The organism is Hylemonella sp. GW821-FHT10B10 (genome assembly GCF_059415585.1).
The window spans coordinates 144,824-157,480 of record NZ_JBWKNN010000004.1 but is presented as its reverse complement, the minus strand read 5'-3'; the positions used below and the strand labels follow the sequence as shown (position 1 = coordinate 157,480).

Below are 12,657 nucleotides of genomic sequence, written 5' to 3'. Positions count from 1 at the left end.
TGCATTGCCTATGCGCGTTGTTTGCATCATCCAGGCTCGTATGAGCTCCACCCGCCTGCCGGGCAAGGTTTTGCTGCCGTTGGCGGGACGGGAAGTCCTTGCGCATGTGGTCGACCGCCTGTCGGCATGCAATACCCTTGATAAGGTCATCGTGGCTACCTCCGACCATGCGTCCGACGATGTTCTGGAGCAGTGGTGCCGCAGCCGGGTTGTTCCTGTTTTCCGCGGCAGCCTCGAAGATGTTCTGGACCGTTACTATCAGTGTGCCAAGCTGGCCGGAGCCGATGCGGTTGTCCGCATCACGGCTGACTGCCCCGCCTTGGACCCGACCATCATCGACGAGGTCGTGCGCGGTTTCACCTCGGGCCACTACGATCTGTACTATCTGGGGGGCGAGTTTCCGGATGGGTTGGATTGCGCTGTCTTCTCCTTCTCTGCGTTGGAGCGGGCTTGGCAGGAGGCGACGCTCAAGTCGGAGCGCGAGCACGTTGGGCCGTACGTGGTGAATCATCCCGAGTGGTTCCGCATCGGCAGTTTGGAAAAATTCAAGGGGCTTGGGCATCATCGCTGGACGCTGGATGAGCCACGCGATCTGGTATTTCTGCAGGCGATTTTCGAGAGACTTCAGCGTCCGGACGGACAACCGTTTCTGACGCAAGACATTCTCGACATACTGGAGCGCGAGCCTGCAATGATGCAGACCAACCAAGGCATCGTGCGCAATGAGGGGTTGCTGAAGTCAATTGCCGCTGATGGAGCGTCTGCGTGACCTCCTCTGGAAAGGTGACGTTTCGGGTTGATGAATCGGCGCAGATCGGCTTCGGCCATATGTCGCGCTGTCGTGCACTCGCGGACGCCCTACTGCTGGCTGGCGCTCAGGTCTCGTTTTGCTGTCGCAGTATTCGCGGGGTCACGAGGGCCGCGCTTGAGCGTGGTGGCATTCAGGTAGTACAGCTACTGGATGACGAGGCCTTTCTTCAGATGGACTGGAGAGGCCACGTTGTCGTGGTTGACGGTTACCAATTCGACGATGCATTCTGGCGGCGCCTTGTGGATGCCCGCCCGTGTCGTACCGTGTGCATTGATGATCTTCGCGATGTCCAGTATGTTGCCGACATCGTGATTTGCTACAACGAAGGCGTCAACGCCAATCAGTTTCGACTTCGAGAGGGTTCCCGCTTGTACCTGGGTGGCCGCTACCTCTTGTTGCGACCCGAAATCAGGGCGGCAGCGCGGCTGATGGATCGTCCGGTTCCACGCCAGGCAGTCGTACTTGCTGTGGGTGGCACCAGGCAGGAGCAGTGGGTTGTCGAAATGCTGCAGAGGCTGACCCTGGTCGATCCGCGAACCCCGGTGTGGGTGCTTTCGGGTCGACGTTTGCCGGTGACCAAAGTGGTGCGCCGATCGGGTCAATGTCGAAGCAAGCTACGTTTCTTTAGCGGCTTGGACGCTGGCCACATGATGGGGCTTTACCGGCGGGCGCGGTATCTCGTCGCACCGGCCAGCACCTTGATGCTTGAGGCCTTTGCCGCCGGTTGCCCGTTGATTTCGGGCTGGGTCGCGGACAATCAGCGTAATTCGCTCGATTTCTATGATCGTCGGGGGTTGATCGTCAACGTGGGTGATTTGCGCCACGTGACGAGCGGTCGCTTGAAGCAGGCCTGCGGTCGTGTGAGTCGTCAGGTCGGTCGGATGATTCAGCGTCAGCGGAGGTACGTCGAATCGGCTCAAACGGGGGTCGGGGAAGTCGTAGAAGCGGTCCTTGCGTAAGAGCGGCCATTCTGAAAGCGCTCCACCCACATTCTTCAATATTTTTGTACGTTAGCGATTTGCAGCCATGGAACAGACGAATCGAATTCCACACCGAGATAAACCTTTTCTGATTGCGGAGTTGTCCGGCAATCACAACCAATCCAAGGCGCGGGCCATTGACCTGGTTCGAGCTGCAGCAAAGACTGGCGCGTCTGCTATCAAGCTGCAAACCTATACCCCGGCGTGTCTGACGATTCGGGGCGCCTTTACCATCAAAGAGGCGAGTTCGCCCTGGTTCGGTCGTGAGCTCTATGACCTCTACGAAGAAGCGAGTACGCCTTGGGACTGGCACCAAGAGCTGTTCCAAGTTGCGCGGGAGGAAGGCATCCCCTGTTTTTCTACGCCATTTAGCACCAAGGCCGTGGAGTTTCTGGAAACCTTGGATAACCCGATCTACAAGGTGGCATCGTTCGAAATTAATCATGTGCCACTGTTGCAGGCCGTGGCAGAAACCGGCAAGCCTGTGATCATGTCGACAGGTGGCTCTACCGTCTCGGAGATTGACGAGGCAGTCAACACACTGCGCAAGTATGGCTGCAAGGATCTGACGCTGCTTAAATGCACAAGTGCCTACCCGGCTGACCCCAAGGAAATCAACCTGCGCACCATCCCCCATATGGCTGCCTTGTTTGGCTGCGACGTGGGGCTTTCGGACCACACGCTCGGTATCGGCGTGGCGGTGGCCTCCATCGCCTTCGGGGCCACCTGTATTGAAAAGCACTTCACGATGTCGCGCGCCGATGGCGGGGTCGATTCGTCGTTTTCCATGGAGCCCCAAGAGTTCGCCAGCTTGGTGACAGAGACCAACCGCGCGTTTGATGCGTTGGGTCGCGTGTTCTACGGCCTGGAAGAGGCCGAGGGCAAGGTCAGTGCGGGAAAGAGGTCTATCTATGCTGCTCGCGACATCGCGGCTGGCGAGATTTTCACCGAAGAGAACATCCGTGTCATCCGGCCGGGGTACGGACTGCATCCGCGTTATTTTCAGGGCCTCCTGGGCAAGCCCTCCGGACGCAGTATCGCCCTGGGAGAGCCCTTGGGCAGCCAGGACATTCCGTGAACCAGGTTCGCAGGTCGCAAAGGCCGGGATGATCGATGAGTCCCATGTACAGTTTCAAGAACTTCACGGATCTGACCGAGCAGGAGTCCGACGAGGTGCTGCAGGGGCGCAACGATGAAGAGGTGCGACGCTGGATGACATCCGACCGGCGCATCACCCCGGACGAACATCGGCGCTTCATGGATTCATTGAAGCGGAATGACAAAGCCATTTATGTCCGGATCGAGCGCGCAGGATGTTTTTCGGGTGTCTACTCGCTCAACGATATTGCTGATGGCTCCGCGCTGGGCGGATTCTGGGTCAGTGCCTATACGCGGCAGAGATTTCTGGCCCTGAATGTGGTCTTTCATGGCATGGACTACATGTTCAGAACCTACGGTATCGACCGCATCTATGGTTGTCAGCGGGCTGACAACCATGGCGCGATCAGGCTGAATGCCTTGCTTGGCCTCAATCGATGCGGTCCGTCGGCTGGATGCGGGCAGGACATGGAGCAAATTGAGATAACTCGCTCTCAATGGGAGCAAAATACTGCCCAGGCCCCTCAGTTGCTCAAACTGATGGACAGGACGGAACGGTTGAACCCCTGGTGACGTACCTCGACGTACGGCAGGGTGTATCGAGGAATGAGTTCGAGGAAATGAAATGACGGAACTGAAGAAATACAACGCAGCGTTCGTTGAGGTGATGGGGGTCGCCGAAGATCAGCTTCCCGGCTTGGTTTATCAAGCTGTCGCGGGTTGGGATTCGGTAGGGCATATGCAGCTTATGACCGAGCTCGAGGAGGTATTCGGGATCGCCCTCGAAATGGAGGACATCCTGGATTTTTCCAGTTACGAGAAGGGTATGGAAATACTTCGAAAGTATGGAGTCAACATCTAGGGCCACGCCCACATTCGTCGGTAAGACGATTCTCATCACCGGGGCCAATAGGGGCATCGGTCGGGCACTTGCCGAGGAATTCGCCGCGGCAGGGGGGGGGCTGATCGTGCATAGTCGTAACGAGACAGATGTCTTCGCAGAGGATATGCGCGCCCTGGCCGGCCGGTATGGTGTTCAAGTGGATCGCATTGCGTTCGACCTTGGGGATGTCAATGCCATGAAAGCCGCTGTCAATGGCGTGTTGCCTGCCGGGCGTCGGATCGACGTGCTGGTCAACAACGCCGGCATTGCCCATGGCGGGCTGTTCCAGATGACGCCGCTCGCCACGGTCCGAGAGGTTTTCGACATCAATTTCTTTGCCCAGTTGGAGTTGACCCAGCTTATCGTGCGTCGGATGGTGCGCCAGAAATCCGGTGCGATCGTCAACTTCGGCTCGATCGCGGGGCTGGACCTCTCTGCCGGCAACGTCGCCTACGGTACCTCCAAGGCCGCACTCATGGCGTTCACCAAGACGCTGGCTGCCGAGGTGGCCCCGCTAGGGGTTCGGGTCAACGCGGTGGCGCCCGGACTTACCGACACCGAGATGGCGACGAGGATGGAAAAGAAAGCGGGTGCACGAATGGTCGAGAGCAGTGCCATGCGGCGTATGGCCTTGGTCCAGGAGGTCGCGCGAGTCGCGCTCTTCTTAGCATCAGACGCGGCATCGTTCGTGAACGGTCAGGTTGTCCGAGTGGATGGGGGCGGTGTATGAAACCTTCAGTGAGCGCAATTGAGGCCTGTGAGCGGGCCGCGCAAGAGATTCGTTATGACATCCTGCGCATGGGTCTGAAGACCGGATCGAATGGCGCCCATTTCGGTGGCGGATTGTCGCTGGTCGAAATCATGGCGGTGCTTTACCTGTCAGTCATGCGTGTAGATCCTGCCCGCCCTCGCTGGCCGGAGCGCGACCGCTTCATTCTGAGCAAGGGGCATGGCGCGATGGCCTACTACGCGGCTCTCAAGCAGGCAGGCTTCGTGACCGACGAAGAGTTGATGACTTTCAAGAGTAATCACACTTTCCTGTATGGACACCCATCCATGAATCTTGACAAGGGGATTGAGTTTTCTAGCGGGAGCTTGGGGCTGGGGCTGGCATTGGGCGCTGGAACGGCGATGGGGCTACGCAAACGTGGTAACAACACATCCAGAGTGTTCGTGCTGATGGGTGATGGCGAGTGCGATGAAGGGTCGGTCTGGGAGAGTGCCGCGTCGGCGGCCCATTTCGGCCTTTCAAATCTCGTGGCCATCGTGGACAAGAACGGGCTGCAATACGACGGTCCCACTCGGGAAATATTGAACATGGACGGGATGGCCGAGAAGTGGGAGAGCTTCGGCTGGCAGGCACACGTTGTGGATGGACATAACGTGAGTGAACTGCTGGAAGCGTTTGACAGGCGCGAAAGCAAACCTACCGTCATCATTGCCAATACGGTGAAGGGCAAGGGCGTCCCGTTCATGGAACACAACCCGGCTTGGCACCACAGCCGTCTGACCCAGGCGCAGTTTGATGAGCTGACCGCGGAAAGGGCGGTGCATCTATGACTGCTTTTACCCGGGCCAATCTCCGGACGTGGTCTATGCTGGGGTCGGCTGGAACCTTTGGACTCACGGCGATGGGACTGCCGGACGTCAACCCTGAGACGCTCATCGTGACGGCTGACCTTCGTAACTTTTCGGGGCTGGACCGTTTTGCTGCGGCTTATCCGGATCGGCTCATCAATGTCGGCATCGCTGAGCAGCACATGGTCGGCATGGCTGCAGGCTTGTGCAATGAAGGTTTCTCCACTTTCGCGACGACATATGCCACCTTTGCGGCGGCGCGCAGTGCAGACCCAGTCCGCGTCAATATGGGATACATGGGGCTGGGCGTCAAGTTGGTAGGCATGGGGGCGGGCTTCTCGGTTGGGGTGCTAGGGCCTACGCATATCAGTTTGGAAGATATTGCGTTCATGCGTGCCATCCCCAACATGACAGTCATATCTCCCGCCGATTGTGGCGAAACTGTCAAGGCCGTGCTGGCGCTTGCCCAGCATCAGGGGCCGGCCTACCTGCGGCTTGGCGGCGGTGTCCCTCACTCCATCGTGTACACGGAGGACTATGAGTTCTCCATAGGCAAGGCCATTCGACTGCGCCGTGGCGACGATCTCACAATCGTCGCCACGGGGCCAGCTGTTCACGAATCGCTGGAGGCGGCCAAACTATTGGAATCCGAAGGGCTGCGCGTGGGCGTGGTCAATATGCACACGATCAAACCACTGGATACAGAGACGTTGCGGGACGTCTATGCATCTGCGCGCCTGGTCGTGACGGTGGAGGAGCACAGCGTTATCGGGGGGCTTGGCGCGGCAGTTGCCGAGCACAAGAGCCAGTTTGCATCTGTTCCTCCGCAACTGATCATCGGGGTTCGCGACTACTTCCCGCACGCTGGCGACTATCGGCACTTGCTTGCTGAGACGGGCCTGACCGCCCCCCAGATTGCCACCGCCATCCGTGATCGTTGGAGCAGCGTCGCGTGAGCCTGTTTTCCCTGGAGTCGTTTCCTGCGGGGCGTCCTGCAGCAATCGATGATGCTGGGCGCGAGCTTTCCTATGGGGCCTTGCTCGAAACCACGGCAGCGCTCGCTGAGAGAGCCCCATCCAGGACGGTCGCGCTGGTCCTGACTTGCAATTCGCTCGGGTGCATTGCGGCCATTGTGGCCATGCTGCGCCACGGTGTGGTGCCGATCCTGCTGGATGCCGGTGCAAGCGGGGAGACGATTGATCGGTACGTGATCCGGTATCGACCGGAGCTGCTCGTCGTGCCGGCCGGTATGGAAGATCAGCGCACGGACTACGCGGGCCTGTTGCGCATCATGGACTATGCGATGCTTGCGGCCAGGAATGACTCTGAGATTCCTCCGTTGCATGAAGACCTCGCACTGCTGCTGGGTACCTCCGGCAGCACCGGCAGTCCCAAGCTTGTCCGGCAAAGCCGGCGCAACTTGCAAGCCAACGCGGAGGCGATAGCGGCTTACCTGCGCATCACCCCGGACGACCGCCCGATTACCAGTCTGCCGCTCCATTACACCTACGGATTCTCCGTGCTCAGTAGCCACCTTCACGCAGGCGCAACCCTGCTGGTTACCGAACGGTCGGTCATGGAGAAGCCTTTCTGGCAATTCTTTGCCGAAGCCCGGGGGTCTTCTTTGGCCGGGGTTCCATACACCTACCAGATGCTTCGGCGCCTGGGGTTCGCGCGCAAGGCCCCAGGGTCCCTGCGGACCTTGACGCAGGCGGGAGGCAAACTGTCGGAGGCCCTGATAAAGGAGTTCGCGGAATATGCTGTGCGTGTAGGGATCGACTTCTATGTGATGTACGGCCAGGCAGAGGCTACGGCAAGAATGAGTTACGTTCCCTCGGAGCGAGCGCTCGAGAAGGCCGGTAGTATTGGCGTGGCAATCCCCGGCGGCGAGCTGTTCTTGGTCGATGAGGAGGGTCATGAGATCGCGCAGATCGGTATCGAGGGCCAGCTCGGTTATCGCGGCCCTAACGTCACCATGGGCTACGCCGAGCACCGCGCGGATCTTTGTAAGGGCGATGAACGGAACGGAGTGCTGCTAACTGGCGATCTCGCCCGGCGAGACACGGACGGGTACTACTACGTCACCGGCCGCCTCAGTCGCTTCGTGAAGTTATTTGGAAAGCGTGTGAGTCTCGAGGATCTGGAGCAGATCTGCCTTGACCTGGTTGCCGAAGCGGCATGTTCCGGCATCGATGATCGTGTGACGGTCTGGATCACTGACGGTCGACATCAGGCTGAGTTGCCGCGCTTTCTCGCTGAGCGAACGGCCATCCATGCATCCGCCTACCAGGTACGTGTAGTATCGAAACTGCCGCGTACCACCGCGGGCAAGATTGATTACCGAGCGCTGAGCGTTGAGGAGGTGTCCGCGTGATGGATCTCACTGCCTGGCATACGCTGCCGCCCTATTCACTTGACCGCAATGCGAAAATGGCGATGCTCACCAAGGGACTTGTCGATTTGACGATGAGCCATGCGGAGCGATGTCTGCCTTATCGGCAGATGATCGATGCCCTTGGATTCAATCCTAGCGCAGCAAAATCGACGGCCGATATCCCCTTTCTTCCGGTTCGGCTGTTCAAGGAGCTTGAACTTTTCAGCGTCCCGCGTGAAGAGATCGTCAAGACGATGACGTCCAGTGGGACCACGGGCCAGGTGCCGTCGCGCATCTATCTGGATCGGTCCACGTCGGCGAACCAGACCAAGGTGCTGACCCGCATTGTGCATGCCGTGACCGGAGCCCAGCGGATGCCGATGATCGTGGTAGACAGCCCGGCAGTAATCAAGGATCGCGCGCTGTTCTCTGCCCGGGGAGCAGGGATCCTGGGCTTCTCGATCTTTGCCCGCGACAGAATATTTGCGCTGGACAATGATATGCGGCTGGACATGGAGGGCTTGTCCAGATTTCTAGAAAAGCACGCCGGCTCGCCGGTGTTGCTGTTCGGTTTCACTTTTATGGTTTGGCAGCATCTGTACAAGGAGTTGGTTGCCAGGGAGGGCAAGCTCGACCTGTCCAATGCCATTTTGATTCACGGCGGCGGGTGGAAGACGCTGGTCCGGGATGCGGTGACCTCCTCGGTATTCCGTGAGCGTTTGCGGGAGGTGTGCGGGATTGCCAAGGTGCATGACTATTACGGCATGGTGGAGCAGACGGGTTCCATCTTCATCGAATGCGAGATGGGGCATCTACACGCCTCGATTTATTCCGACGTCATTGTTCGACGTCCCTACGACTTCTCTCTGGCCGACGTGGGTGAGACCGGTCTCATCGAAGTATTGTCTATGTTGCCCGGCAGTTATCCCGGGCATGCCTTGCTCACTGAAGATGAGGGTGTCATGCTCGGCGAGGACGATTGCAAGTGCGGGAGGCTGGGCAAGTACTTTCGGGTGATCGGTCGTGTCAAGGATGCCGAACTTCGTGGCTGCAGTGATACTTACGCCACTGGAACAGCCACGAACCATGAAAGGCTGACTCATGGAGGGTAGGAGTCGCGTGCAGGTTCTGGCCCCGGCGGGGGGGGACTTGCTGTCAATTCGCCACGCCCGGCCGTTGCGACCATTTTCCCCGGAAGTCGTGGCCTTCCTCGGCGATCTTTCGGAGGCCCTCGTATCCGATCCCCGTGTGCGCTCTCTCCCGGACGTGTACTCGTTCGGGTTTTGGTGCCGGCGTGCATCGCTGGCGGCCATGCAGCGTGACTATCGCGACCTTGATCGAAGGCTCGGGCGTGGTGTTGTGTTCCATATTGCGCCTGGCAATGTTCCGGTGAACTTCGCCTATTCTCTCGCGGCAGGGCTTCTTGCGGGCAATGCCAATATCGTGCGGGTGCCGAGCGAGGAATTTGTCCAGGTTGGCATCATTGCTGAGCTCACTGACGCCGTGATGAATCGGAAATCGCATCAGGGGCTGCGCGACCATATACGGTTGGTGCGATATGACCGCACTGATCAAAGCGCCACGGCGGATTTTTCCGGCGCATGCGATGTGCGCGTGATATGGGGGGGGGATGCAACCATCAACAACATCCGTCGGCACCAAGTCGCGTCTCGCGCCTTTGATGTCACGTTCGCAGACCGGTATTCCGCATGCGTGATTGGCGCCGACAAATACCTGAGCGAGTCTGATCATGCTTTGATCGCTAGAGGCTTCTACAACGATACCTATCTGTTCGACCAAAACGCATGCACTGCCCCTCATCTCGTCTTGTGGTTGGGTGCCCGAGGTCCCGTGGATCGGGCTCGAGAAGTCTTTTGGAGCGAATTGCACTCCTATGCCCAAGGGCGGTACCGACTTGAGCCCAAGTCCGCAGTGGACAAGTGGGCCACTGCGCTGCGATATGCCGCCCTGCATGCCGAAAGCCACATCATCATGGGCGGTGACAACCTCATCAGCAGACTGGAACTCACCGGGCTTGAGCCGGGAATCGAGGATTGGCATGGCAATTGCGGGCTCTTTTTTGAAAGCCACATCGAGGAACTCGATCGGATCCTGCCGATAGTCAGTCGCCGTTATCAGACCTTATCTTATGCGGGGTTAGACAAAGCCGCTTTGCAGGAACTCGTCGTCAAAGGGCGTCTTGCCGGCATCGACCGCATAGTTCCCATTGGGCGGACGCTTGATTTTTCGCTGGAGTGGGATGGCTACAATCTTGTGCATACATTAAGCCGCCTCATAACAGTCTCCTGATGGACTTCGCGGCCCACCTGCCCTTGTGCAAGGGGTGGCGACTCTTTGAACATAGTTGGCTATGAAGATCACTCATTTCAGCAATTCCTTCATATCTGTCGAGTCTCAGGGCGAGCGCATCGTGTGCGACCCATGGATGGGAAAGGCAAATACGGGGGGGTGGCAGAGTTTCCCGGAGTATCCTGCCGAACAACTCGCGCAACACTTGTCCGACGCGCGATGGGTCTACCTCTCACATCTTCACGACGATCATTTCCACGCCGCCACCCTGAAATCCCTTGACTTGCTGGGGAAGGATTTCATCATCAAGCGCTTCCGGGCGCCGGTGATGCGAGAGCGCCTCAAGAAGCTGGGGGTAACGCGCATACATGAGGTCGATCCGTTTGCGGCCAACCGCTTTGGCCCTTTTGAGGTTGCTGTCTTTCCGCAGATGACCAGCAACTCATCTGGTCTGGATGATGATGTGAACTATGACTTGGACACCTCCATCGCTTTCAAGGCAGACGGGGCGGTGTTCTTTAACCAGGTTGATAACCCGCTGTCGACTGCGGACGTGACCCAGGTGCGAGACTGGATCGTCGATCATATGGGTCGAATCGACATTGCCTGCCTGATGTGCGGCGCCGCTGGTGAGTATCCCCAATTGTTCCTGGGCATCGATCAGGCGGGTGAAAAGCGTCGAATTGTTGAGCGTTCACTGGACGAACTGATGGCCTGGTTGCGGCTGCTGGACCCCACTTGCTACTTCCCGGCCGGGGGCACCTATCTGATTCCCGGGTGGCTGAGTATCTACGGCGACAACATCGCGCAGCCCAGCTTTCAAGAGATCAATCAACTGATCAAACAATTGAATCTCAGGGTGCAACCTCTGGCGCTGGAGGGCGGCTACTCCATCGAGATGCCGGCGGGAAAGACACAGATCCGGACCGGCCCGGCGGTCATGCCGATCGAGGCTGACCTGCAGAAGGCTATTCGCATGCACAGCGCCGATCCGTACGACTACGAAGTGGTCGTCGCGCCGCCTTACGCAAAAGTCGTCGAGATGATGGACGCTGCTCGAGAGAACTGGTTGCGAAAAGTCCAGGCGGATGCGCTTAATATTACGCAGTCCATCCGCTTCGAGGTCTACAAAGAATTGGCCGTGAAAGACGGCAAGCCCGACCAAGCGCGCTGGCTTGGAGGCTATCAACTTTATGAGTCCAACGACAAAGAGGCTGGAGATCTGATCATCCACATCGATCAGCGTGCCCTGTGCGGTTGTCTGACTCGGCGCTTTGTATGGAATGGCGTGCTGGGCTCGCTGTGTCTCTATGAACGTCGACCAAATCGGCACTTCCCGACGGACTTCTTCTCGCTCAACTACCTGGCCTTGAGAGACGAACAGGTGAAGAGTCTTGCATAGGCCCATGTAAAGAACATGGCCAAAGCGGAGACTTATTGTCCGAGGCTGTCCAATTGATGCCGTGCACCGAGAACTGCGCGACTGACTTGTATTAGGAAATAGAACATGAGAAAGCGTGCACTGATTACTGGAATTACCGGTCAGGACGGTGCCTATCTGGCGGAGTTGCTGCTGGACAAAGGTTACGAGGTTCATGGCCTGCGCAGGCGTGCGTCTTCATTCAATACCGATCGTATCGATCATCTCTATCAAGACATCCACGAACAGGATGTTCGCTTGATTCTTCACTATGGTGACATGACGGACTCGTCCAGCCTTGTGCGGATAATTCAGCAGACGCAGCCTGACGAGATCTACAACCTCGCCGCACAGTCGCATGTGGCTGTGAGTTTTGAAGAGCCGGAGTACACGGCAAATTCCGATGCGCTGGGTGCATTGCGTGTGCTCGAGGCGATTCGCCTGTTGGGGCTTGAAAAGAAAACCCGCTTCTACCAAGCCTCGACCTCCGAGCTGTATGGCCTGGTGCAGCAAACGCCCCAGACCGAAACCACGCCCTTTTATCCGCGCAGCCCCTACGCTGTTGCGAAACTGTATGCCTACTGGATCACGGTGAACTACCGGGAGGCGTACGGCATGTATGCCTGCAACGGGATCTTGTTCAACCACGAAAGCCCGGTCCGGGGCGAAATCTTCGTGACACGCAAGATCACCCGGGCACTGGCAAGAATCAAGCTGGGACTGCAGGACTGTCTGTACTTGGGAAACCTCAACGCAAGACGCGATTGGGGCCATGCCAAAGATTATGTCGAGATGCAGTGGCTGATGCTGCAACAAGAGAGACCGGAGGACTTTGTGATTGCAACAGGCGTGCAATACAGTGTCCGCGATTTTGTCGACTTTGCGGCCGAAGAGCTTGGAATGAGCATCGAGTGGCGTGGAGAGGGAGCAGAAGAGGTCGGCTTACTCCTCAATGATTCGGGCCAGGCAACACGCGCAATCGTTCGGGTTGATCCACGCTACTACCGCCCAACCGAGGTTGAAACATTGCTTGGAAATGCCAGCAAAGCCCGGGAGAAGCTTGGGTGGACGCCCAAGATCACCTTTATGGAAATGGTGAAAGAGATGGTGCGTGCTGATCTCGAGTCGGCTGAGCGTGATGAGCTGATAAAGCATCATGGCTACAAGCCCATGAATTTTCACGAGTAGATGCCAGACAGTCGC

At 58.0% G+C, this 12,657-nt stretch carries 13 protein-coding genes; all 13 read left to right on the top strand.

Going from position 1 to position 12,657, the window contains the following annotated elements:
* Positions 1 to 10: 10 nt before the first annotated feature.
* The 13 genes from AC07NT_RS16505 to gmd all read left to right on the top strand — a co-directional run bounded on the left by AC07NT_RS16505 (position 11) and on the right by gmd (position 12,642).
* Positions 11 to 769 carry a cytidylyltransferase domain-containing protein gene (locus AC07NT_RS16505; protein WP_498600000.1) on the top strand — a complete coding sequence of 253 codons (759 nt, stop codon included), beginning with the start codon at positions 11 to 13 and terminating at the stop codon, positions 767 to 769.
* The gene (locus AC07NT_RS16500; protein WP_498600002.1) at positions 766 to 1,770 is read left to right on the top strand and encodes a hypothetical protein; all 1,005 of its coding nucleotides are present in this window, start codon (positions 766 to 768) and stop codon (positions 1,768 to 1,770) included. The genes AC07NT_RS16505 and AC07NT_RS16500 overlap by 4 nt, the downstream gene beginning before the upstream one ends.
* A gap of 67 nt (positions 1,771 to 1,837) precedes the next feature.
* The gene (gene pseI / locus AC07NT_RS16495; protein WP_498600004.1) at positions 1,838 to 2,869 is read left to right on the top strand and encodes a pseudaminic acid synthase; all 1,032 of its coding nucleotides are present in this window, start codon (positions 1,838 to 1,840) and stop codon (positions 2,867 to 2,869) included.
* Between the two features lie 44 nt (positions 2,870 to 2,913).
* Positions 2,914 to 3,462 carry a GNAT family N-acetyltransferase gene (locus AC07NT_RS16490; RefSeq protein ID WP_498600005.1) on the top strand — a complete coding sequence of 183 codons (549 nt, stop codon included), beginning with the start codon at positions 2,914 to 2,916 and terminating at the stop codon, positions 3,460 to 3,462.
* A gap of 52 nt (positions 3,463 to 3,514) precedes the next feature.
* Positions 3,515 to 3,751 (top strand): acyl carrier protein, encoded by a 237-nt coding sequence (locus tag AC07NT_RS16485; RefSeq protein ID WP_498600007.1) that lies wholly within the window; start codon positions 3,515 to 3,517, stop codon positions 3,749 to 3,751.
* Complete coding sequence (locus AC07NT_RS16480) at positions 3,735 to 4,502, top strand: SDR family NAD(P)-dependent oxidoreductase (protein ID WP_498600009.1); 768 nt, start codon at positions 3,735 to 3,737, stop codon at positions 4,500 to 4,502. The genes AC07NT_RS16485 and AC07NT_RS16480 overlap by 17 nt, the downstream gene beginning before the upstream one ends.
* Before the next feature lie 8 nt (positions 4,503 to 4,510).
* A complete protein-coding gene (locus tag AC07NT_RS16475; RefSeq protein WP_498600010.1) occupies positions 4,511 to 5,332 on the top strand; it encodes a transketolase in 822 nt (273 codons plus the stop codon).
* A gap of 71 nt (positions 5,333 to 5,403) precedes the next feature.
* Entirely contained in the window at positions 5,404 to 6,306 is a 903-nt protein-coding gene (locus tag AC07NT_RS16470) for a transketolase family protein (RefSeq protein ID WP_498600011.1), read from the top strand.
* A complete protein-coding gene (locus AC07NT_RS16465) occupies positions 6,303 to 7,724 on the top strand; it encodes an AMP-binding protein (protein WP_498600013.1) in 1,422 nt (473 codons plus the stop codon). The genes AC07NT_RS16470 and AC07NT_RS16465 overlap by 4 nt, the downstream gene beginning before the upstream one ends.
* Positions 7,724 to 8,836, top strand: a complete 1,113-nt coding sequence (locus AC07NT_RS16460; RefSeq protein WP_498600015.1) for a LuxE/PaaK family acyltransferase — start codon at positions 7,724 to 7,726, stop codon at positions 8,834 to 8,836. The genes AC07NT_RS16465 and AC07NT_RS16460 overlap by 1 nt, the downstream gene beginning before the upstream one ends.
* 7 nt (positions 8,837 to 8,843) lie before the next feature.
* A complete protein-coding gene (locus tag AC07NT_RS16455; RefSeq protein ID WP_498600017.1) occupies positions 8,844 to 10,034 on the top strand; it encodes an acyl-CoA reductase in 1,191 nt (396 codons plus the stop codon).
* Positions 10,035 to 10,095: 61 nt separating this feature from the next.
* Complete coding sequence (locus tag AC07NT_RS16450) at positions 10,096 to 11,436, top strand: MBL fold metallo-hydrolase (RefSeq protein ID WP_498600019.1); 1,341 nt, start codon at positions 10,096 to 10,098, stop codon at positions 11,434 to 11,436.
* A 105-nt stretch (positions 11,437 to 11,541) separates the two neighbouring features.
* The gene (gmd, locus tag AC07NT_RS16445) at positions 11,542 to 12,642 is read left to right on the top strand and encodes a GDP-mannose 4,6-dehydratase (protein ID WP_498600021.1); all 1,101 of its coding nucleotides are present in this window, start codon (positions 11,542 to 11,544) and stop codon (positions 12,640 to 12,642) included.
* Positions 12,643 to 12,657 lie beyond the last annotated feature (15 nt).

Coding starts and splice junctions, on each gene's coding strand:
- AC07NT_RS16505 (WP_498600000.1), top strand. CDS start 11: ATGCGCGTTGTTTGCATCATCCAGGCTCGTATGAGCTCCACCCGCCTG.
- pseI (WP_498600004.1), top strand. CDS start 1,838: ATGGAACAGACGAATCGAATTCCACACCGAGATAAACCTTTTCTGATT.
- AC07NT_RS16490 (WP_498600005.1), top strand. CDS start 2,914: ATGTACAGTTTCAAGAACTTCACGGATCTGACCGAGCAGGAGTCCGAC.
- AC07NT_RS16485 (WP_498600007.1), top strand. CDS start 3,515: ATGACGGAACTGAAGAAATACAACGCAGCGTTCGTTGAGGTGATGGGG.
- AC07NT_RS16480 (WP_498600009.1), top strand. CDS start 3,735: ATGGAGTCAACATCTAGGGCCACGCCCACATTCGTCGGTAAGACGATT.
- AC07NT_RS16470 (WP_498600011.1), top strand. CDS start 5,404: ATGGGACTGCCGGACGTCAACCCTGAGACGCTCATCGTGACGGCTGAC.
- AC07NT_RS16460 (WP_498600015.1), top strand. CDS start 7,724: ATGGATCTCACTGCCTGGCATACGCTGCCGCCCTATTCACTTGACCGC.
- AC07NT_RS16450 (WP_498600019.1), top strand. CDS start 10,096: ATGAAGATCACTCATTTCAGCAATTCCTTCATATCTGTCGAGTCTCAG.
- gmd (WP_498600021.1), top strand. CDS start 11,542: ATGAGAAAGCGTGCACTGATTACTGGAATTACCGGTCAGGACGGTGCC.